General features: G+C 54.2%; 22 protein-coding genes and 5 pseudogenes. 12 read left to right on the top strand and 15 right to left on the bottom strand.

Annotated features, from left to right (window positions below; genetic code table 11):
- Positions 1-14: 14 nt before the first annotated feature.
- The 5 genes and pseudogenes from JCM13996_RS09020 to rbsK all read right to left on the bottom strand — a co-directional run bounded on the left by JCM13996_RS09020 (position 15) and on the right by rbsK (position 3,162).
- Positions 15-760 (bottom strand): annotated as a pseudogene (locus tag JCM13996_RS09020) (YibE/F family protein).
- Complete coding sequence (locus JCM13996_RS12020; protein ID WP_225353566.1) at positions 753-1,364, bottom strand: YibE/F family protein; 612 nt, start codon at positions 1,362-1,364, stop codon at positions 753-755. The pseudogene JCM13996_RS09020 and the gene JCM13996_RS12020 overlap by 8 nt, the downstream one beginning before the upstream one ends.
- Entirely contained in the window at positions 1,342-1,836 is a 495-nt protein-coding gene (locus JCM13996_RS12015) for a hypothetical protein (protein ID WP_225353565.1), read from the bottom strand. The genes JCM13996_RS12020 and JCM13996_RS12015 overlap by 23 nt, the downstream gene beginning before the upstream one ends.
- A 94-nt stretch (positions 1,837-1,930) precedes the next feature.
- The gene (locus JCM13996_RS09010; RefSeq protein WP_054750909.1) at positions 1,931-2,203 is read right to left on the bottom strand and encodes a hypothetical protein; all 273 of its coding nucleotides are present in this window, start codon (positions 2,201-2,203) and stop codon (positions 1,931-1,933) included.
- Positions 2,204-2,244: 41 nt separating this feature from the next.
- Entirely contained in the window at positions 2,245-3,162 is a 918-nt protein-coding gene (rbsK, locus tag JCM13996_RS09005; protein ID WP_054750883.1) for a ribokinase, read from the bottom strand.
- A 407-nt stretch (positions 3,163-3,569) separates the two neighbouring features.
- On the opposite strand from rbsK, the gene pepV reads away from it, so the two are divergent.
- The 7 genes from pepV (at position 3,570) to JCM13996_RS08975 (ending at position 8,569) form a co-directional block, all read left to right on the top strand.
- Positions 3,570-4,982: a dipeptidase PepV gene (gene pepV, locus JCM13996_RS09000; protein ID WP_054750882.1), complete on the top strand. Its 1,413-nt coding sequence runs from the start codon at positions 3,570-3,572 to the stop codon at positions 4,980-4,982.
- The gene (locus JCM13996_RS08995; RefSeq protein ID WP_054750881.1) at positions 4,982-5,512 is read left to right on the top strand and encodes a biotin--[acetyl-CoA-carboxylase] ligase; all 531 of its coding nucleotides are present in this window, start codon (positions 4,982-4,984) and stop codon (positions 5,510-5,512) included. The genes pepV and JCM13996_RS08995 overlap by 1 nt, the downstream gene beginning before the upstream one ends.
- A complete protein-coding gene (locus JCM13996_RS08990; protein ID WP_054750880.1) occupies positions 5,473-5,742 on the top strand; it encodes a hypothetical protein in 270 nt (89 codons plus the stop codon). The genes JCM13996_RS08995 and JCM13996_RS08990 overlap by 40 nt, the downstream gene beginning before the upstream one ends.
- 18 nt (positions 5,743-5,760) lie before the next feature.
- The gene (locus tag JCM13996_RS08985) at positions 5,761-7,008 is read left to right on the top strand and encodes a transglycosylase domain-containing protein (RefSeq protein ID WP_082383910.1); all 1,248 of its coding nucleotides are present in this window, start codon (positions 5,761-5,763) and stop codon (positions 7,006-7,008) included.
- Between the two features lie 81 nt (positions 7,009-7,089).
- A complete protein-coding gene (locus JCM13996_RS11000) occupies positions 7,090-7,341 on the top strand; it encodes a hypothetical protein (RefSeq protein ID WP_156321942.1) in 252 nt (83 codons plus the stop codon).
- Positions 7,305-7,676: a hypothetical protein gene (locus tag JCM13996_RS12570; protein ID WP_156321941.1), complete on the top strand. Its 372-nt coding sequence runs from the start codon at positions 7,305-7,307 to the stop codon at positions 7,674-7,676. Before JCM13996_RS11000 ends, JCM13996_RS12570 begins: the two co-directional genes overlap by 37 nt.
- Positions 7,673-8,569 carry a penicillin-binding protein 1A gene (locus JCM13996_RS08975; RefSeq protein ID WP_054750877.1) on the top strand — a complete coding sequence of 299 codons (897 nt, stop codon included), beginning with the start codon at positions 7,673-7,675 and terminating at the stop codon, positions 8,567-8,569. The genes JCM13996_RS12570 and JCM13996_RS08975 overlap by 4 nt, the downstream gene beginning before the upstream one ends.
- A 152-nt stretch (positions 8,570-8,721) precedes the next feature.
- On the opposite strand, the pseudogene ccpA reads toward JCM13996_RS08975, so the two are convergent.
- A pseudogene (ccpA, locus tag JCM13996_RS08970) lies at positions 8,722-9,722 on the bottom strand (catabolite control protein A).
- 287 nt (positions 9,723-10,009) lie between these two features.
- Between ccpA and JCM13996_RS08965 the strand changes: the two are divergent.
- Complete coding sequence (locus tag JCM13996_RS08965; RefSeq protein ID WP_054750876.1) at positions 10,010-11,113, top strand: M24 family metallopeptidase; 1,104 nt, start codon at positions 10,010-10,012, stop codon at positions 11,111-11,113.
- Positions 11,114-11,190: 77 nt separating this feature from the next.
- Here JCM13996_RS08965 and JCM13996_RS08960 read toward each other — a convergent pair whose 3' ends face one another.
- The 4 genes from JCM13996_RS08960 to JCM13996_RS08950 all read right to left on the bottom strand — a co-directional run bounded on the left by JCM13996_RS08960 (position 11,191) and on the right by JCM13996_RS08950 (position 13,017).
- Complete coding sequence (locus JCM13996_RS08960) at positions 11,191-11,853, bottom strand: HAD hydrolase-like protein (protein ID WP_225353564.1); 663 nt, start codon at positions 11,851-11,853, stop codon at positions 11,191-11,193.
- Positions 11,854-11,993: 140 nt separating this feature from the next.
- A complete protein-coding gene (locus tag JCM13996_RS10995; RefSeq protein ID WP_156321940.1) occupies positions 11,994-12,356 on the bottom strand; it encodes a hypothetical protein in 363 nt (120 codons plus the stop codon).
- 79 nt (positions 12,357-12,435) lie between these two features.
- Complete coding sequence (locus JCM13996_RS12565; RefSeq protein WP_263848907.1) at positions 12,436-12,564, bottom strand: hypothetical protein; 129 nt, start codon at positions 12,562-12,564, stop codon at positions 12,436-12,438.
- 12 nt (positions 12,565-12,576) lie between these two features.
- Positions 12,577-13,017: a DUF948 domain-containing protein gene (locus tag JCM13996_RS08950; protein ID WP_054750874.1), complete on the bottom strand. Its 441-nt coding sequence runs from the start codon at positions 13,015-13,017 to the stop codon at positions 12,577-12,579.
- Between the two features lie 223 nt (positions 13,018-13,240).
- On the opposite strand from JCM13996_RS08950, the gene JCM13996_RS12560 reads away from it, so the two are divergent.
- Positions 13,241-13,669 (top strand): mechanosensitive ion channel family protein, encoded by a 429-nt coding sequence (locus JCM13996_RS12560; protein WP_054750873.1) that lies wholly within the window; start codon positions 13,241-13,243, stop codon positions 13,667-13,669.
- Between the two features lie 13 nt (positions 13,670-13,682).
- Positions 13,683-14,129: a mechanosensitive ion channel family protein gene (locus JCM13996_RS10985; RefSeq protein ID WP_054750872.1), complete on the top strand. Its 447-nt coding sequence runs from the start codon at positions 13,683-13,685 to the stop codon at positions 14,127-14,129.
- 87 nt (positions 14,130-14,216) lie between these two features.
- Here the strand turns inward: JCM13996_RS10985 and cbpB are convergent.
- Positions 14,217-14,706: pseudogene (cbpB, locus tag JCM13996_RS08935) on the bottom strand (cyclic-di-AMP-binding protein CbpB).
- A 342-nt stretch (positions 14,707-15,048) separates the two neighbouring features.
- Between cbpB and JCM13996_RS08930 the strand changes: the two are divergent.
- Positions 15,049-15,783 (top strand): MIP/aquaporin family protein, encoded by a 735-nt coding sequence (locus JCM13996_RS08930; RefSeq protein ID WP_054750871.1) that lies wholly within the window; start codon positions 15,049-15,051, stop codon positions 15,781-15,783.
- An 88-nt stretch (positions 15,784-15,871) separates the two neighbouring features.
- Here the strand turns inward: JCM13996_RS08930 and JCM13996_RS08925 are convergent, their stop codons facing one another.
- From JCM13996_RS08925 to racE, 3 genes and pseudogenes are all read right to left on the bottom strand, one after another.
- On the bottom strand, positions 15,872-16,366 hold the full coding sequence (locus tag JCM13996_RS08925; RefSeq protein ID WP_054750870.1) for a YfcE family phosphodiesterase: 495 nt from the start codon (positions 16,364-16,366) through the stop codon (positions 15,872-15,874).
- 2 nt (positions 16,367-16,368) lie between these two features.
- Positions 16,369-17,036: pseudogene (locus JCM13996_RS12010) on the bottom strand (XTP/dITP diphosphatase).
- Positions 17,037-17,126: 90 nt separating this feature from the next.
- A pseudogene (racE, locus tag JCM13996_RS12005) lies at positions 17,127-17,919 on the bottom strand (glutamate racemase); the annotation flags it as partial.
- Between the two features lie 169 nt (positions 17,920-18,088).
- Between racE and JCM13996_RS08910 the strand changes: the two are divergent.
- Entirely contained in the window at positions 18,089-18,559 is a 471-nt protein-coding gene (locus JCM13996_RS08910) for a DUF2507 domain-containing protein (RefSeq protein ID WP_054750869.1), read from the top strand.
- A gap of 179 nt (positions 18,560-18,738) precedes the next feature.
- Here the strand turns inward: JCM13996_RS08910 and trxA are convergent, their stop codons facing one another.
- Positions 18,739-19,053 carry a thioredoxin gene (gene trxA, locus JCM13996_RS08905; RefSeq protein WP_054750868.1) on the bottom strand — a complete coding sequence of 105 codons (315 nt, stop codon included), beginning with the start codon at positions 19,051-19,053 and terminating at the stop codon, positions 18,739-18,741.
- Positions 19,054-19,151: the final 98 nt, after the last annotated feature.

The raw sequence follows: 19,151 nt of genomic DNA, 5'->3' as shown, positions 1-19,151 counted from the left end.
ACATAAGCACCATTCTAACCCTTCTGCGCCCGACCCGCACGTGCACGGCGGCCTACCACCCAGGTGGTGACGGGCACCGTCAGCACAACGGCTACCACCGAGAAAAGCACAGTCAGTAATTCCGCTACAAAAATCTTGTTGTTGAAAACCTCCCATAACGTACTTAAGTTGGCTGAACCAGATGAACAATCCTGCAAAGCCGCCAAAAAAAGCCGAAAAACAACGTGTTAATAGCCGTGCCGATAATCTCCCGGCCCATGCGCACAATACCCGCATGATCACGCTCCACGTCCAGTTCGTTGATGCCCGCAGCTACAGCAATCGCCGCCTCCGCAATTGCCCCCAAAGTACTGAGCAACGAGGCCGCAATCATGATTTGCTGGAAGCGCACGCCAATTAGGAGCTCCATGCCCTCGAGGTCCTCGCTGTCCTCGGCCCCGAAGCCAGCGGCGTGACTGTGAATCACTACCACTAGGACTAATACCAGCAGGCCCAACATAACAATAATGGCTGAGACGAACGCCGGGCCCGCCACGTTGATGTCGCTGTTGGTCAAGAAAATCGTGGCCGCTAAAATTAGCAACCCGGCGACAGCGGCTACCCACACGGGTGAAAAACCGCCAGCCATCAAGATCACGCTGATCATCAGCACCAGACTATTTAAGATCAGGCTCATAAAGATGCTTAAACCGCGTTTACCACCGACCGCCACTAGGAGAACGAGCAAGGCCAACACTAGTAACAGCATACTATTATTCATCAACCGCCACCCCCCGCCGGTTACGGGCAAACAAGGCCGCCAAACCACTAGTAATGGGTACGGCCAGTACGATACCAAAAGCGCTGATCAGGGACTGAGCAAAGCCGAGCCCCATGACCCAGTCAACTGTCTGCGCAATACTATTGCCATTGCGTAGCCACAGAATGGATTCGCCAAAGGTGTCGGCAATAAAAATCATGAACAACACGGCAATCAGTGGACCCATGACTGCGCGCCCAATATCCATCCCGGCTTTGAACCGTTGCCGCGCACCACCGTTCAACTGGAAAATGGCGACCGAAATATCGCTCGTTTCGTCGAGTACGGCCCCCAGGGAACCCACGATGATCTCCACGTAAAACAGTAACGCCGGTGACTGGGTCACGTACCGCACCTGTTGTAAATGAATGCCGCCATAATTGGTGGCCGTCATAATGCCGTAGCCAAGCGCGACGGCACCAATCGTCGACAAGAGGGTCGCCGCCCCGATGACCAAGCCCACGGGTCGCCAGCCAATGACGAACAGGACGGTCACGATGGTAAAGATGACGACCAAACTAGTAAAGATGGCCCCACCATAATTACCGCCAAGGTGCAGATCCAAATGAATGGCCCCAAAAAAAGAGCGCCGTGTTGGCCGCAATCGAGACGATGATCACCACCGCATGCTTCGCTGCCAGCAGGCAAATCAACAATAGCGTGATGGCTAACAGCACACCTAAAACGACGTCACGCTTATTATCCCGAAATTGGTAACTGTGCCCAGAATGAGTCAAAAACACCTGGTTGCCCACTTTCAGCGGACTGTCTAAGGCACCGGAGCGCGTATAAGTATTGCTAAAACGCACGGTTTGGCCACGCCGACCAGTGTTCAGCAACCGGCCAGTCACCGTCTGCTCGGTTTGGTAGTCAGTGTTGTTGTATGAATCAACTTCCTTTTGTGCTTTATGGTTGTGCACCGCCGTAACCTGCGCAACGGGAACTGAGTAAAGGCTGGCATCGTGCCGTAACCCCACACCCACCATTAATACCAAGGCGGCGGCTACGAGCCACCACCACCAGTGATTCTTCATCATTAGCCTTCTTTCACCAATTAACATTATTTATACTGGTTAGACTGGTCGAACGAGGGCCATTTTGTCCTGCATGTAAAAACGCACCACTATATGACTACTGAATGTGGTTAGCCCGCAAAATTTCATGATAAGCGTCAGCGATGGGGCCAGCGGGTTTATCCCATTCTTCCCAGTGGTCGGGTTTTAGACTCGGAAATTCATAGTGGTCGTTAATGTACTGTTCATACTTGCGCACCGCGGTACTGTGCGGAATGTTCAGTTGCATGATCCGTACTTCTTTAATGTACCCATCCAGGGCGCACCGTTCCGCCACACCATTCATGTAAATATTGCCGAGTTCAAAGTAACGGCTACCGTCGTTACGCATAATTTCCTGAATCAAGTCAAACGTTTGGTACTGCGCCAAAATTAGTGTGCCTCCTTGAGAAATGCCGTCACTGCATCCGCACTGGGGATGGACGGCTGACCACCGGCATGCGCGACGGCAATCGCCGACGCGGCGGTCGCATAATCGATGGCCGCCGCAACATCGCCCTGACCATACTGACTCAAAAACGCGCCGATAAACGTGTCCCCAGCGCCGGTGGTATCCACCGCCTGTACGGTATAGGCTGGAACGGAAAAATCGCCACTCGGGCCAGAGTAATAACTACCACGTTCCGCCAGGGTAATAATGACCTCACCGGCGCCCTGTTGCCGCAGGGTGGCCGCTGCTTCAGCCGTCGCGGCTGCGTCCACCATGTCGATGCCGGTCAGCGCGGTGGCTTCACCCTCGTTGGGGATGATAATATCCGTGGCTGCCAATAGCCCAATCGGCACCCCGTGACGAGCTGGTGCGGGATTCAACACGGTCTTGACGCCATGTTGTTTAGCAGCAGTAAACGCGTCGGTAATGGTCTGAATGGGGGATTCAAAGGTGGCCATGAGAAAGTCATCCGGGCCCAGTTGTTCCAGAACCGGTTGCACGTCCGCCATCGTCACGGCGGCATTGGCACCACTAGCCACCACGATCCGGTTCTCACCGGATGGCTCTACCATGATCACGGCGCGTCCCGTCGGCTCGTGCGTGTCGGTGATCAGGTGCGTGGCCTGAACGCCTTTGGCCACTAACGACTGGCGCAGGGATATGCCGCTGCCGTCGTCACCCACGCGGCCGATAAAATCAACGTCCACGCCGTTCAAGGCCGCAGCCACTGCCTGGTTAGCACCCTTACCACCGGGTGCTTCGGTCAGGCTGTCCGCGATGAGGGTTTCGCCGGGGTGGGGAATCTGTTGCACAGCAAAAATCTGGTCCAAATTAATACTACCAATGATTGCTAAAGTCATTTTTCTCTCCATTCACCGGGTCCATCCCGGAAATAATTTGCCATTTTACGTTTTGTATGTAGAAAAACTGTGCCGTTGCACACTACACATCATACCAAATACCACTTGGGCCTGCTACGGGGTCAAAACGCCGGGGCAAAATGAACTGCCAGTATCTCGTGCCGGTATACATTGTATTGGCTATGTTTGCAAGCCAGGGATCAATCGGATCAATCGACGTCGGTGCGTGAGGATCGTAGCTCTGCCTTGGACACACCTAGCGACTGGAGACAATAACCGCCCTCGCGCACCGTGGACTCACGGGTAAAACTACCACGGTCAAGCGCGTATAATGGCCCGCATGTGGTATTCTTAAACCAAATATTGATTTTGTACCGCTACTGCACCACCCGAAGGAGGAATTCACCATGGCCATTGATTACGCGGCTGCGGCCGCTAAGTATCGTGATGACATCATCGCGGATCTGTCCACACTCGTTGCAATTGATTCTGAACGCGACGTTGAACACGCCACCCCGGAGGCACCACTCGGTCCTGGCCCCGCGCGAGCGCTGGCTACTATGCTGAAAATTGCTCAACGTGATCAGTTCACCACCGCTGACGTGGAACACGTTGCCGGACGCGTTGAACTGGGTGCGGGTGACGAGATCTTAGGACTGCTCGCCCACCTGGACGTCGTTCCGGCTGGCCCTGGTTGGACCCGTACCCCGTTCCAAACCACCATTGAAGGTAACCGTATTTACGGTCGGGGCACCGCCGACGATAAAGGCCCTGGCATCGCCGCTTACTACGCTTTGAAAGTTATTCGTGACCTCAATCTGCCCCTACACAAACGCGTCCACCTGATTTATGGTACCGACGAAGAATCTGAGTGGTACGGTATGACCCGTTACATGGCTACCCAGGAAAATCCTACATTAGGTTTCTCGCCGGACGCCGAATTTCCTATTATTAATGGCGAAAAGGGCATTGCGGACTTCCAGATCAGCCTCCACCACGTGGCGGCACGGCCAGCAACCACAACTCTGCAAGGCTTTACGGCTGGGATCCGCGACAACATGGTACCCGTCACCGCGACGGCTACACTGACAGGTACGATTCCGGATAACCTGCAATCACAAGCTACAGCGTTCGACCAGCAAAATGATACGCACACCGCCTTTACCCCCGTCAACAACGGTGTCACCATCACTTTGACCGGGCGGGGCGCACATTCGTCCATCCCTGCCGGTGGGATCAACGCCGGTACCTACTTGGCCGCCTTCATCCAGACGCAAGGGTTACAGCTGGATCCCGCCGGTGCGCAGTACCTCGGCGTGATCACCGACTTCTTGCACGCGGAAACTAACGGTGCCCGGCTCAATATCGCCCTAACCGACCAAAAGATGGGGCCATTGACGGCCAGTCCCGACATCTTCCACTTTGAACAGGACGGTCCCCAAACAATTCTAGTTAACATCCGTTATCCACACGGAACTGACGCCGAAGCCATTCGGGATACCATGGAAAGTACTATTGGTTCAGACCTGGTTGACGTGGATATTCACGGCCGCGTTGAGGAACCCCACTACGTACCGGCTAGCGATCCACTCGTTCAAACGCTGCTGGCGGTTTACACCGACCATACCGGCCTACCGGGCCAAGAAGGTATCGTTGGCGGTGGTACTTACGGTCGGATGTTAAAACGGGGCGTTGCCTTCGGCGCACAGATGCCCGGGGCACCGGAAGTCATGCACATGCCGGATGAGTACATCACCATCGACGACATCATGCGGGCCGTGGCGATTTACGCAGACGCCATTGTGCGCCTCGCCCAGTAATGGCACGCGCGGATGACCTGACGGCGGCGCTGGCCGCCCAGGGTGTGAACATTCCCTGCGAGCACGTACCGACCATTGATTCCACCAATGCGTGGGCGGAACGTCAACTAACCAGTGGACGTCGAGCCCCCTTTGCCCTGCTGGCGGACGCCCAAAGTGCCGGGGTCGGACAACGGGGGCACCAGTTCGATTCACCAGCGCGGACCGGCCTGTACTTCACCGTCGTGCTACCAGTGACGAATTCCCAACTGACCCTGTTAATGCCCGCTGCGGGTGTGGCCGCCAGCCGGGCCTGTACCAGCGTGAGCGGAACCACCCCGCGCTTGAAGTGGGTCAACGATCTGTTCGTGGGTCACAACAAAATTAGTGGCATTCTGGCTTGGATCCGCCAAGATCCAAGCGGACAACGCGTCGCTGTCCTCGGCTGGGGCCTTAACCTGGCTCTGCCCCGCACACAGCCAATTGTGGCCAACCAGCCGGTGGGTGCGTTGTGGGCAACGTTGCCGCACACCGACCCACGACCCGCCTGATCACCGCCTTTCTCAAACAGCTCCACCAGTTATTGGCCGAGCCCGCCACCATTATGCCCGCTTACCGGCAGCTAGCATTGGGCCTCGGTTGGCCGGTGCATATCGACGACGGCCAGCGGCAACTGGACGGGATCCTTAGTGGCTTTGCTAACAACGGTAACGCAATTGTAAAAACCGCCACGACGACGGTGGCCGTTGCCCATGGTACACTTAGGTACAAACAGTTTTAATTGAGCACTTTAATTGGCATGGTAACCACCCTTTGGTGGCTACCCTACATATTGTACTGGGAGACTTCAACGTGCGTAATTTTTTTCAATAAACTGGGCCACAGTTGGACCCGCATTGGTCGTCGCATTCACCGCGGCCTCCACCATCAAGGACGTCATCAACGGACGTCCGGCACCAAAACAGCAACGCAGCCAGCGCCACAGACGGTCAAGCAACCGGTAGCCAACCCGCTGCCGCCGTTTTCGCGTACCACATGGACGCTTTACGCTGATACCGTTTTGCAGACGATTCGCCACCTGGTCATCGCCCTGTTCGCAGGCCTGGTCTGCGCTGGCTTTCTGGCTTTGGGGGTCGGACTAGGCTACTTTGCCTCCATTCTCGACAAGACCCCCGTACCAACCGTGAGCGCCATGACGCGGCAGGTTACGAACACCGAAGACTCCGCCACGCTGTACTACGCGCACAACGTCAAAATGGCCACCGTCAAGAGCGACCTGGTCCGCGAGTCCGTCAGCAACAAAAACATGTCACCATGGGTGCGTAAAGCCATTGTGGCCACTGAAGACGCCGACTTCTACAAGAACAATGGGGTAACACCCAAGTCACTCCTACGCGCGATCATTTCCTCAGTCACCGGCGTCGGCAGTCAGACTGGTGGTTCTACGCTAACCCAACAACTAGTAAAGCTGCAGTTACTGTCCAGTGAAACCACGTTTAAACGTAAGGCCAAAGAGATTGTGCTCGCCATGCGCGTGGACAAGTACATGACCAAATCGCAAATTCTTAACGCCTACCTCAACGTTGCCACCCTCGGACGCAATAGTGATGGCGAAAACATTGCTGGTGTGGAATCGGCCGCCGAAGGTATCTTTGGCGTCTCGGCCAAGCACCTCAACATCGCACAGTCCGCCTTCATTGCGGGCTTGCCGCAAAGTCCCTTTATTTACACGCCATACAACGCCGATGGTTCCCTGAAGGATAACCAGAAGTACGGCGTGGAACGCGAACGGGAAGTGCTGTTCCGTATGTACCGTGCCGGGTACATCACCAAGAAGCAGTACCAGCAGGCCAAGCGCTTTAACCTCGTCGCGTCGTTCCGGCGGACGGGCACCAACGCGACCGATGAATCCACCAGTGGCTTTGCCTATAACTCCGTGATGCTAGAAGCCGAAAACACCCTTACCAAACAGTTAGCTCATAACGATGGTATCAGTGCAAAGAAGTTGAACTCGGACTCCTCCCTGAAAAAAAGAGTATACGGATAAGGCGACTACCCTGCTCACCACCAAGGCTACCACGTCCACACGACACTGATTAAGCCAGTGTACGAAAAGATGCAAAGCATTATGCGGGAATACCGGGATAACTGGGGCACCACCCACACCTATACCTACACCGACCCGAATACCGGGAAGACCGAAACGGCTACTGAACCGGTCCAGAACGGGACCGTCCTGCTGGATAACCACACCGGAGCCATCCTCGGCTTCGTGGGTGGGGTCAAAAAAAAGGCATCAACCACATCTACTCGACGCGTTCGTCCGGTTCAACCATCAAGCCCATGGCTGTGTACGGACCCGCCATCGAAAATCAGTTGATTGGCTCGGAATCAGCAATTGCTGACTTCAAGACCAGCTTCACTAACTACTCCGTTAGTGACTTTGGCGGCACCATTGCTAACCGTTTCATGCCGGCTAGTTACGCCCTCGCTAACTCATACAACATTCCCGCCGTTAACCTGTACAATGTTCTCAAGCAGAAAGTTAACGTGGCTAGTTACATCAAGAAGATGGGCATCACCACCTTCACCAAGGAGGATTACTCCAAGCTCGGCTTTGCTCTTGGTGGTTCTGACTACGGTGTCAGCGTCAAACAGGAAGCCAGCGCCTTCTCCACCTTTGCCAATAACGGCCGGCACGCGACCGCTACATGATCAGTAGCATCACCGACCCTTCTGGTAAAGCCATTTATAAGCACAAGGGTGGCTCCACTAAGGTATTCAGCAAGAGTACCGCCTACATCATGCAAAAGATGCTGCACGGAGTCGTGACGCGGGGGACTGGGACCACCGTCAATTACCTGGCCAACTTTAATACCGACAACATGATTGCCAAAACCGGTACCAGTAACGATGATAAGGACATCTGGTTTATCGGCAGTACCCCCGGCCTGACCATGGCTAGTTGGATGGGTTACGACAACAACTACGGTCATTCATTCTCCCTGGGTGCCAACCAAAGCCGGTTGAATGAGACCTACTGGTCCGCGTCAATGAACGCCATTTACCAGCTGATTCCCGGCAAATTTAAGCTCCACCAAACGTTGGCACGACCAAGCAACGTGAAGGCAGTCAAGGTCAATGCGCTGACTGGGTTGCCAAATGGGTCCGGTACGTTTAACGGTAAAACGGTGAAAACCAGTGGCGACACCGTCACCAGCCTGTACAATGGTTGGACGCCGAGTGCCTTCAAGCCTGAGTTTGCCATCGGTGGTACCTTCAACAACTACCGCCTGTTCTGGAACTACATGGATGGTGCCAACAACGGGTACGGGAAGGTCACGTCCGTGAAGTCCGCTGACGCTAGCGCCAACGCGGAGACGACCACCAAGGCCGAACAGGACGCCGCCAAGAAGGCCGCGACTGCCAGCAGCGCGGCAAGCAGCAGTAGTAGCAGTGTCAGCGCCGTCAGGTCCAGCAGTTCAAGCATTCTGTACAGTAGTAGTGCCGCGGCCAGCTCCAGTAGTTCGGCATCAAGTTACTCCGCGCCGACAACGCCGGCTAGTTCGTCCTCTGCAGTTAGTTCGTCAGTGTCAACGCAACAGTAACAGTACGATCACACACCACACCGTCACTCTAGGCATAGCGGGATTGACGGTGTGGTTTTGTTTTGCGTAGCCCTAATGTTCGACGCTACGGGCGACCAAAAAAAGGCTCCCCCACAGGAGGAGCCTTATCAAGGTATCATGTTCAAATATTACTACTTGGTCGTGTTCCGCTGGGTGATGTCAAAGCCGAGGCGCACGGTAATTTCGTCGATGCCCTCTTTGTTCATCAACTTCGTCAGCAGGCGCATTGCCACGGCCCCGATATCGTACAGGGCTGATCCAACGACGTCAGTTGTGGCCGCGTCATCTGCGTCAACTTCGTGTTGTTGCTACTAATAATCTGGAAGTCGTCTGGTACCTGCACACCGGCATCCAAAGCGGCGTTCAGCACCCCAACGGCCATTTCGTCGTCACTGACCAGGGCGGCCGTAGCACCCGTCTTTTGAATCTGCTTGAAGACGGCTAACCCAGCCTGGTAACTATACTCAGTTTCAAAGACTAGACTCTCATCATACGCGATGCCAGCTTCATCCAAAGCCTGCTTGTAACCACGCAGACGGTACTTCCCGGACAGCGGCTCGGTCAGCGGTCCAGTAACCAAGGCGACCTTCTTATTGCCAGCGTCCAACAGCTGCTTGGTGGCACCCTTAACGGCGGCCACGTAGTCGATATTGACACTCGCTAACTGTTCATCCGGATCAACGGAACCCGCCAGCACCACCGGCGTCTTGCTCCGTGAAAATTCGGACCGCAGTTCGTCGCTGATCGAACGACCCATGTAGATCAAGCCATCCACCTGCTTGGCCAGTAACGTGTTGACCACTTGGACTTCTTTCTGGTTGTTCTCATCCGAGTTGGCCAAAATGATGTTGTACTTGTACATCGAGGCCACGTCGTCAATGCCCCGCGCTAAGCTGGAATAGAACATGTTTGTGACGTCAGGAATGATTACCCCGACCGTGGTCGTCTTTTTGGAAGCTAATCCCCGGGCGACCGCATTTGGCCGGTAGTCAAGACGGTCGATTACGTCCAATACCCGGCGACGAGTTGCAGCCTTCACGTTCGGGTTACCGTTAACCACCCGGGATACGGTGGCCATCGACACCTTTGCTTCACTGGCAACGTCATAAATTGTAATTGCTTGTTTCTCCATTGTTTCAAATCGTCCCTTCAAATTACTATCTTTATCATCGAATGCTGATTGATTTGTCTTGTATAAGATAGCAGATAACCGGCCGGAATGCAAGCGTTTTACCGCTATTTACACCGCTTTTTTTCATGACATTTTCAATAGTATTTGGCAAAGGCGCTTCTAATCGTTTGACACACGGGCGTTTTCATTTAACCGTTTCCATTCGCGTAACACTAACGTTTTGTTTTTCTCATATGCTATACTATGAGCAGACGTCCAACGACGCTAACCAAAGGAGGAACACATTCATGAATGAACACTTACAGCAACTCACCCAGTGGCTTCAAGACCAGCAACTGGACATTGCTTACATCAGTAATCCCACCAACATTAGCTACTTCAGTGGCTTCTTCCAGGATCCTGAGGAACGGGTGACTGCCCTGTTCGTCTTTCCCGACCACGATCCGTTCCTGTTCACCCCAGCCCTCTCCATCCAGGAGGTCAAGCGCAGCGGGTGGACATACGATGTCCAGGGGTACCTCGACCACGAGGATCCCTTTGGCTTGATTGGCGACGCCATCCGCAGCCGTGTGGGACACCCGGCTCAGTGGGCCATCGAAAAGGATGACCTGCCCGTCTACCGCTATGATGCCATTCGCGCGCAGTTTCCTGACGCTACGTTCCCGGCTGATGCATCACGGTTCATTGAACAAAAGAAACTCATCAAGTCGCCAGACGAAATCGCGTTGCTCGAAGCAGCCGGTCAAGAAGCTGACGCCGCCTTTGCTGCCGGGTTCGCTGCCCTCCACACCGGCGTAACTGAGCAAGCCGTCGTGGCGGAGATCAACTACGCCATGATGAAGCAAGGTGTAATGTCCATGAGTTTCGACACCATCGTGCAGGCCGGCCCGAACGCGGCCAATCCCCACGGCGGCCCTGAGCTGAACCAGGTGCAGCCAGGCCAGATGGTCCTGTTTGACCTGGGGACCGTTCACCAGGATTATGACAGTGACGCGACCCGGACCGTCGCCTTTGGTCAGGTGGGTGAGCGCGAGCGCGAAATTCATGCAGTGTGCCTGGAGGCCAACCTCGCCGCCATGGATGCCGCCAAGCCAGGGGTGACCGCAGCTAGTCTGGACAAGATTGCCCGAGACATTATCACCAAAGCCGGTTACGGTGAATACTTCAACCACCGCCTCGGTCACGGTATCGGCACCAGCACCCACGAATTCCCGTCCATCATGGAAGGTAACGATATGGAGTTACGGCCCGGTATGTGCTTCTCCATTGAACCCGGCATTTACGTACCCGGCTTTGCGGGCGTCCGCATCGAGGACTGCATCCACATCACGGAGAACGGTAACGAACCATTTACCCACACACAAAAGACGCTGCAGGTCATCGAACCTTAGTGGTTAACCACAAAAATAGACGTAGCAACCGTTGTCCATTGCAGGACGTACGGTCGCTACGTCTATTTTGATCTACTTTACCCGGCTAAGGCGCTTGAACCCGCCACAAGTTGCGTCGGGTGGTCGACGACTTTGTTCGCCCCAGCATCTACTAGTTCCTGCCGGTCGCCAAAACCATAAGTCACGCCCAGCGTTTTCACCCCGTTGGCCTGACCACCTTTGATGTCAGTAAAGCGGTCACCAATCATCACGGAGTGGTCCTGCAGGGCGTGCTGGTTGCGCATGGCGTAAGCGAGCACGTCGGCCTTCTTCACGCGGGTGTGCTCATCCATGGACGCACCGTAGACCCCGTCGAATAGTGGACCCAAGTCAAAGTGGTCCACTAACCGTACGACCATTGCTTCTGGCTTCGAGGACGCCACGGCCGTGTGGAACCCGTCTGCCCGTAATGCCTGCAAGCTATCCGTGATGCCACGATACAAGTCAGCCTCAAAGATGCCCCGTGCTTCGTAATAGACCCGGTAACTTTCAATGGCCCGGTCCACTCCGGCCGCATCCAACTCGGGGTAAAACTGATTGATGCTGTAGGTTAAGCTGGGCCCAATCCAGGTCCGGTACTGCGCGTCAGTCAACGGCTTGAGTCGCCGTTGCCGCACCATGTACTTGATGCTATCCACGATGCCACGCTCGGAATCGGCAATGGTACCATCGAAATCAAAAAAAATCGTCTTGTCCGTCACTACTTTACTCCCCATTTCGTTTGCATATGGTTGGTCCGCTTAACGTATAAGAAAGCTGTTACCAACCGAACCGGATCATGGTAACAGCTTTCTTATTTGGTCAACGACCAATAAAGTGTTCGTCTACCCTTTGCGCCTGCCTACTGGTTGTCCGTCGGTGTGTCCGCGTCAGCAGTTGGTGTGTCCGCAGTCGGGGCATCACTACCAGCAGCATCGCTACCAATCGTAGCGGTTCCGTCAGTCGCTACCTGCGTGTCAGCAGCCACGTCGGCGCCCTCCGCATCACCAGCGGTCGCTTCTGGCGCTACATCATCAGCCGCCTCAACCCCGGCATCCTTAGCCTGGCCAAAGGCGCTCTTACCGTCCACGACGATATCATCAAAGTCGGCATCATCATCAGCGCTGTTACCAGTTAACTTGGTCCGAATGGCCGCCGTTGCGTTGGTAAAGGCGGAAATATCACCGTCTTCATTCGGCGTAATTTTGGTCTTGAGACCCGTCACGAACTCTTCGGCACTCGTCCGAAAGTCTTCCGTGGCGTCCTTGGCAAAGTCAAAATAGTCAGCTGCCCGGTCGGATAGCTCATTCGTACCCGACTTCAGTTTTTTTCTTCAATTCATCGGTTGCTTGTGGTGTTAAGAGGTAAGTTGCAGCCAGCGCACTAGCGCCACCTAAAATAAAACCTAGCAAAAAGTGGTTCTTTTTAGACATTAATGGGACCCCCTATTCCTCGTTGCTATTCCGGTTCTTAGACATTGTTTTTCGTAACACGCTCCAAGCGGTTCGGCCGACCCGGAAGGCCGCCAATCCGCCCGTCGCCTTTGCGGTCTTATTGATACTACCAGTCAAATCACGGGCAGCATGGTTCAGGTCCGAAACACTCTCACCGAGATCGCCCGTTGCGGTGAACACCGGATCGATGGTCTTGACCTTACTGTTAACGTCGGCTAACAAATCATTGGTCTTCACGAGCAGTTCCTCCACCTCATTGGTGACGGTACCAAGCTCCCCGTTAATGGTTGCCAACGTCTTGTTTGTTTCGGCGACCGTGTTCTTCAAATCCTTGCTGACACTCCCCAAGTTAACGCACACAATGAAAATGCCGAGGGCAATAATCAAAAATGCGACTGCCGCAATGATGAGTGCAATTGTTCCACCAGTCATGGCTCAACTCCCTTTCGCTGTCATCATTAATAGGTGACGCTAATAATAGCACGACCACCAATTAAATACAGAATATCATCAAATGAACACGCATTCAATTTTTTTGTGCCGGTTTTATCAATTAAAATTAAGTGGAAATGGTCAGCAAAGCTGTAGTTAGGCGCGACCCCGTCGACCTTTTTTTGCTAAAATTAAGTGAACGTTTCACGAGGGGGAATTGATCGTGCCAACCATTAGCGCTAAAGCCACCAGTCAGTCGGTTACCACCACCGTTACCAAAGCCGACCATTGGTTCAACCGTATTGACTGGGCTAACATTCAGGCCACCGTCATTAGCCGCGCCATACTCATCGCCATTGCCAGCGTACTCTTCTTTCTACTAAACCGTGGTGGTAAGTACTTGATTCGGCGCATTTTTAGCCACTACGAAAATAGTCAGTTAGCCGGTAGCCGTTTTGCGACCGTTAAAATGCTGATTCTGAACATCTATGGGTACGTAATCATCTTCTTTTATCTATACACCCTGCTCAGCATCCTCGGCATCCCCGTCGGTACACTCCTTGCTGGTGCTGGGATTGTCGGCATTGCGGTCGGCTTAGGTGCCCAGGGCTTTATCAGTGACATCGTCAACGGCTTTTTTTATCATCCTTGAAGGCCAACTGGACGTGGGCGACAGCGTAAAACTCGGCGACATTAGTGGGACCGTTCGCGCCGTCGGTCTTCGCACCACGCAGGTCGTCAGCTCTGACGGGACACTGAACTACATTCCTAACCGCAACATCACAATTGTCCAGAATTTGTCGCGTAACGCCATGATTTCGCTGGTGGACCTGCCAGTCGGGGGGGCGAGCGACTCCAGTAGTATTGAAACGGTCGTTAAAGCAGTCAACGCTAAGCTGGTACCTGAAGAACAGGACCTCATCAAAGAACCTGAGCTGGTTGGCCTCGTACCCTCCCAATGGGGTAACCTGGTTTACCAGGTGCGCCTCACGGCTAAGCCCGGCACTCAGGCCGCGGTGCGGGCACGCTTCCTAACGGCCTACGTTGACGCGTTACAGGCAGCCGGGATTGCCGTACGCACCGCACCAAGCACCAACAAAGCACCGCACTAAATTCAGTGGGTAACAAAAATTCCCCCAATCACCTGAGCCACACCGGTCATGCCGGTGCCACGGGTCATTGGGGAATTTGTTTGCCGTTTATTGATGGTGACCAGCGTGAACCGTCGTCTTCGGGGTCACCTCATAGTCCTTGCCTAAATCATGACAAATGTAGTTAAGACTCTTCATCCATTCACGCCGGGTCACGATGCCGGTGAATTCACCGGTACTTGCGACCACCGGCAAGAACGGATCATTGACCAGCAAGTGCATGACTTCCTCGAGCGCGTATGGGTTGTCGACCGTCGTCACGTCCGTATCCATCACGTCGCGCACGCACATGTCGTCAAGCTGTTCAATTTTGAGGCTGTCTAACCCCAACATGGTTTCGGTGACCATGGGTAGGGAGATGAGGCCCACGAACTGGTCACCATCCAGCACGGGAATCCGTGCGTACCGAACCTTCGTTAACACCAAAAAAAGCGTGGGTCAGCGAATTATCGGCTTGTACCGTCGCCACCATGGAGGCCGGAATCACGTAATGTTCGCGGTTCACCATTAGCATATCCTCAACGGTTTTGTCTAACATGTATATTCCCCCAAACTATCATGGTTGCAATGGGTGCGTACTACCACCCGGTTGTTTTTTTGTAAGCGATTGTATGCTTGTCAGGCTGGCGTCGATTGCCGCCCTTGAATATTATTGTACCCTGTCCATTACCGAAACAACAGGGCCAACGAGAAGCTTCAACCTTTCTTCAATCCCGGCGCACGAACATCACATAACCTTCACCACACGTGGTTTCATCATTACCGGGCGCAGCAATCTCTGGATGACACTAGGATACAAATCTGGTACACTGTTAAGGTTTGTGAATCGTTACATAAGTAGCACCTAAATCAAGCTCGTAATTTCAAGGAGGATTTACTCGTGACATACGCTTTAGGCACACGCCTGATCGCCGAATTTATCGGTACCGCCATCATGGTAATTTTGGGGAACGGGTCCGTGGCCAACGTGGATCTCAAAGGGACCAAGGGTAACGGATCGGATTGGCTAGTCATTGCATTCGGTTACGGTTGTGGGGTGATGATCCCTGCCTTACTCTTTGGGTCCATTTCTGGCAACCACATTAACCCTGCCTTCACCATCGGCCTAGCTGTGGCCGGCCTCTTTAGCTGGAGTGAGGTACTCCCGTACATTCTGGTACAGTTTGCGGGTGCCATCGTGGGCCAACTCATCGTGGTGGCTGCCTACAAGCCGCACTACGATATGACCACCAACCCGCAACATATCCTGGGCACATTCAGCACCATCAGTGCCAGTAAGAGCCGCCTCAACGGCTTTGTCAACGAATTTGTCGGGTCCTTCATCCTCTTCTTCGGGGCCCTGGGGATCACCAAGGCACCGTTCTTTCAGAATAACCTTGGTACAGCGCACCTGGCCCTTGGCTTCCTGGTCCTCACGCTGGTCGCCAGTGTCGGTGGGCCCACTGGTCCGGCACTAAACCCAGCCCGTGACCTCGGACCACGCATCGTGCACGCACTGTTACCGTTGAAGCACAAAGGTAGCTCGGACTGGGCCTATGCCTGGGTTCCGGTTGTGGCGCCAACGCTGGCCAGTATCTGTGCCATCTTGCTGTACAAGGGCGTGTTCATGAAATAAGGCCACTAACGCAAATACGGTTCGCCCCATGATGGGTGAACCGTATTTTTGTGTACTTAATTAGGCTTTCACACTGCAAAGGTGCGCGTTAACTTGGGATGATGCCCTGCGTCCGGGTACCGTACTCTACGCGCCGGCCATCATCATCGACGGTCACCACTGCATACATGCCTCCCAACGACGCCAACTCACCCCGCGGCTGGCTAATGCTACCAGGGTTAACCACCAGGATGCCCTGATGCACCTCAGCCAGTGCCACGTGCGTGTGGCCGTACAGGATAACGTCTGCACCCACCGCCTGACCCGCTGCGACGAGCTCATCACGGCGCCAGCCAACAGCGTACTTATGGCCGTGTGCCATAAAGATGGTGTGTCCCGCAACGTGAGCAGTCAAGGTCAACGGAAAATCGGGGTCGTAGTCCATGTTGCCTTGGACGGCCTGCCACTGCTGGAAGAGCGGATTGCTAGCGCGTAGCTCGGAATCACCACAGTAAAAATAACCATCCATGTGCGGATACTCCGTCAATAATTCCTGCAGGATCAAATCATCCCCGTGAGTATCACTCGCCACCAAGATTTTCATTGTTACTCCTCCTCCAGGTCCTCGTTCACCTGTGGCTCCGTTGTGGGCTGTGTGGTCGGTTGTTGCGCTTGTTTGGGTAAGCCAAAGCGGACCGGATCAGCATCCATCAATGCGGCCAAGGCCCGTAGCGCATTACCACGATGACTGTACCGGTTCTTTTCTGCGGGCGACATTTCCGCCATGGTTTTACCCTGTTCCGGAATGTAAAAGAACGGGTCGTATCCAAAGCCGTTATCACCTGCGGGCATCACCGTGATCCGCCCATCAACTTCGCCGTCAACTTCAACGTCGTCATCTGGCCGGGCTGGGTCCACCCACACCAACGTCGTGTGGAAGTGAGCCGTCCGCTTGGCCGTGGGTACACCGGCGAGGTTGGCTAACATTTTGGCGTTATTAGCTGCATCATTGTGGTCACCCGCGTACCGCGCCGACAAGACTCCCGGGCCCCGTCCAGGGCATCGATCATCAACCCAGAATCGTCAGCGATGACCGGCAACCCCAGCGCCTCACTGTAACCACGGGCCTTGAGCCGCGCGTTTTCCAGGAAGGTGGTCCCGGTTTCGTCAACTGTAGGCAAGTCGTCAAAATCAGCCAAGCTCCGCACATTAATACCGCGGGGCCCAAAGAAATCAACAAACTCCCGGACCTTACCCGGATTTTTCGAAGCCACGACCACCGTCTGCTCATGCCCGGTTGCTGCTGACTGCGGGATCGAAGCACCAAGTTCAGCGACAGCTACAAAGTGGTCAGGCTCGTGCTCAATGTCCACGTGATGCACGTCCAAATGATCCAAACCTAACCAGTCGCTAGCAATATCTTTGAACATCGCCGGACTCGCCGTGGTGTAAAAATGGCGGCTACCATCGTGGTCAGCATGATTTGCGAGCCCCAGGTAATCCAACACGGTACCTAACTCCACGACCGTTTCACGGCCGGGGTCGATCAGGTCACGTCATCGCCGAGAGCAGCCTGAATAAACGGCCGCAACAATGGGTAGTGCGTGCACCCCATGACGACCGTGTCGGGATGCTTAGCCGCCAGCGGGGCCAATGTGGTCGCCACCACTTGCTTGGCTAGCGCCGACCGGTACTCGTTGCTTTCGACCAGGGAGACAAACTTAGGTGCGGCTAAACTGCTGACCGTTAACGCCGGATTTTGCTGGTGAATCGCATCATCGTAAGCACCACTAGCAACCGTGCCTTCAGTAGCTACCACCCAATGTTGCCACCCGTGCTGACCTTAACGGCTGCCGGCGCCCGGGACGATCACCCAATGACGGGGATGTCGAGCCGCGACTGGATATCGTGCCAAGCAGCTGCCGTGGCCGTATTGCAGGCAATCACCAACGCCTTGATGTGTTGCGTACGCAGGTAGTTGACCATTTGCCAAGTAAATGCCCGCACTTGTGCAGCCGGACGGGGGCCGTACGGTAAACGCGCTTGATCACCTAAAAACAGGACGTTTTCGTGGGGCAACTGCCGTAGAGCTTCCCGCACGACCGTTAAACCACCCACACCAGAATCAATGAAACCAATTGGTGCCGTTGCATCCATTATTTTGCCACCTTTACTATCCATTTTGTTCGTTACTCCTATTGTTCACCGCCATCACGATAAGTTCAACTATTCACCTACCCGGGTTTAACGAAAATTACGGTCATTGCATACTGCTTTTACCGCAATATTTCGGTATACTGGTGTAGTCAAACGAGGAGGAACCATCATGGCTGACGCACAATACTTAGAATTACTACAAAACGCGGATCAACACCCCCACGCGGGGGAAATTCTGCTCCGGGACCTCATGCTACCGGAATTGTTGGGAGAACGGGCCGAGGGCATCTTATACTTTGCTGGTCGGAGCTTAGCCGCGCACCTCAACGTACCTGAGGACCAAATTGCCAGCACCTTTGCGGCCATGGGTTTTGGGGAGCTCAGCCCTGAAAAAATCAAGAACAAAGTACGTACATATACACTTGGTGGTCCCGTGGTAAACCAACGCCTGCATTTGCGTGGCAACGCCACCGATTTTCGGCTCGAGGCTGGTTTCCTGGCACAGCTGGTGCAGCAAGCGCTCGGCCACACCGTCGAGGGGGCCTGTGAAAACCACCATGATCACGTCATCTTAACGCTGAGTGTCGATCCGGGTGAAGAGCAACCCTTCTACAACGATTTATCAACAAGGAAGTCTTAATTGTAAACCATTACCGTGGTTTTGCAAGATACGGTAACTGCAACGCCGCGCCACCAGCACTGGCGTAACCAGCGCCGGGCGCCGGCTCGGAATGGTCCCACAGTAATTAACCTGTGGGACCATTTTTTGTACAAAAAAAAGCATCCCCACCAAAGGGACGCCTCAAACACGACCAACGCTTACTGATCAGTGTACTTCTTCAAGATGCTGGCCAACTGGTCACCGGTATGGTACCCCGTGATCCGCTCAACCACTTCGCCATCCTTCTTTACCAACAACGTTGGGATGGCCATAATACCAAAATTCTTCGGGGTGTCCGGGTTAGCGTCCACATCCATCTTGGTAAACTTCACCTCAGGCATTTCTGGCTCCAACTTCTCAATCACTGGAGACTGCATCCGACACGGGCCACACCAAGTTGCCCAGAAGTCGGTCAGGGTTACGCCAGTACCAGTTTCGGTAGTAAAGTTGTCATCTGTAATTACCTTAACCATGCTATCACGCTCCTTCTTACCTTTTGTAAGTCATTATATGCGCATCAGGGGAGAAAGTAAAGCACTGAGTGTCATCATCAGTTTGCTTCACTGCCAAA

It is taken from the genome of Lacticaseibacillus thailandensis DSM 22698 = JCM 13996, assembly GCF_001312865.1.
In the GTDB taxonomy this organism is placed as follows: Bacteria; Bacillota; Bacilli; order Lactobacillales; family Lactobacillaceae; genus Lacticaseibacillus; species Lacticaseibacillus thailandensis.
The sequence above is the reverse complement of the archived record's forward strand: the minus strand, read 5'-3'. Positions and strand labels throughout refer to the sequence as shown.

Excerpts from the sequence above, each read along its gene's own strand:
- JCM13996_RS08925 (WP_054750870.1), bottom strand. The coding sequence starts at position 16,366 with ATGAAAATCTTGGTGGCGAGTGATACTCACGGGGATGATTTGATCCTG.
- JCM13996_RS11000 (WP_156321942.1), top strand. The coding sequence starts at position 7,090 with ATGCGGGAATACCGGGATAACTGGGGCACCACCCACACCTATACCTAC.
- JCM13996_RS08985 (WP_082383910.1), top strand. The coding sequence starts at position 5,761 with ATGGTAACCACCCTTTGGTGGCTACCCTACATATTGTACTGGGAGACT.
- JCM13996_RS08995 (WP_054750881.1), top strand. The coding sequence starts at position 4,982 with ATGGCACGCGCGGATGACCTGACGGCGGCGCTGGCCGCCCAGGGTGTG.
- JCM13996_RS12565 (WP_263848907.1), bottom strand. The coding sequence starts at position 12,564 with ATGTCTAAAAAGAACCACTTTTTGCTAGGTTTTATTTTAGGTGGCGCT.
- JCM13996_RS08950 (WP_054750874.1), bottom strand. The coding sequence starts at position 13,017 with ATGACTGGTGGAACAATTGCACTCATCATTGCGGCAGTCGCATTTTTG.
- pepV (WP_054750882.1), top strand. The coding sequence starts at position 3,570 with ATGGCCATTGATTACGCGGCTGCGGCCGCTAAGTATCGTGATGACATC.
- JCM13996_RS08975 (WP_054750877.1), top strand. The coding sequence starts at position 7,673 with ATGATCAGTAGCATCACCGACCCTTCTGGTAAAGCCATTTATAAGCAC.
- JCM13996_RS12570 (WP_156321941.1), top strand. The coding sequence starts at position 7,305 with ATGGCTGTGTACGGACCCGCCATCGAAAATCAGTTGATTGGCTCGGAA.
- JCM13996_RS09010 (WP_054750909.1), bottom strand. The coding sequence starts at position 2,203 with ATGCGTAACGACGGTAGCCGTTACTTTGAACTCGGCAATATTTACATG.
- trxA (WP_054750868.1), bottom strand. The coding sequence starts at position 19,053 with ATGGTTAAGGTAATTACAGATGACAACTTTACTACCGAAACTGGTACT.
- rbsK (WP_054750883.1), bottom strand. The coding sequence starts at position 3,162 with ATGACTTTAGCAATCATTGGTAGTATTAATTTGGACCAGATTTTTGCT.
- JCM13996_RS08910 (WP_054750869.1), top strand. The coding sequence starts at position 18,089 with ATGGCTGACGCACAATACTTAGAATTACTACAAAACGCGGATCAACAC.
- JCM13996_RS08965 (WP_054750876.1), top strand. The coding sequence starts at position 10,010 with ATGAATGAACACTTACAGCAACTCACCCAGTGGCTTCAAGACCAGCAA.
- JCM13996_RS12015 (WP_225353565.1), bottom strand. The coding sequence starts at position 1,836 with ATGATGAAGAATCACTGGTGGTGGTGGCTCGTAGCCGCCGCCTTGGTA.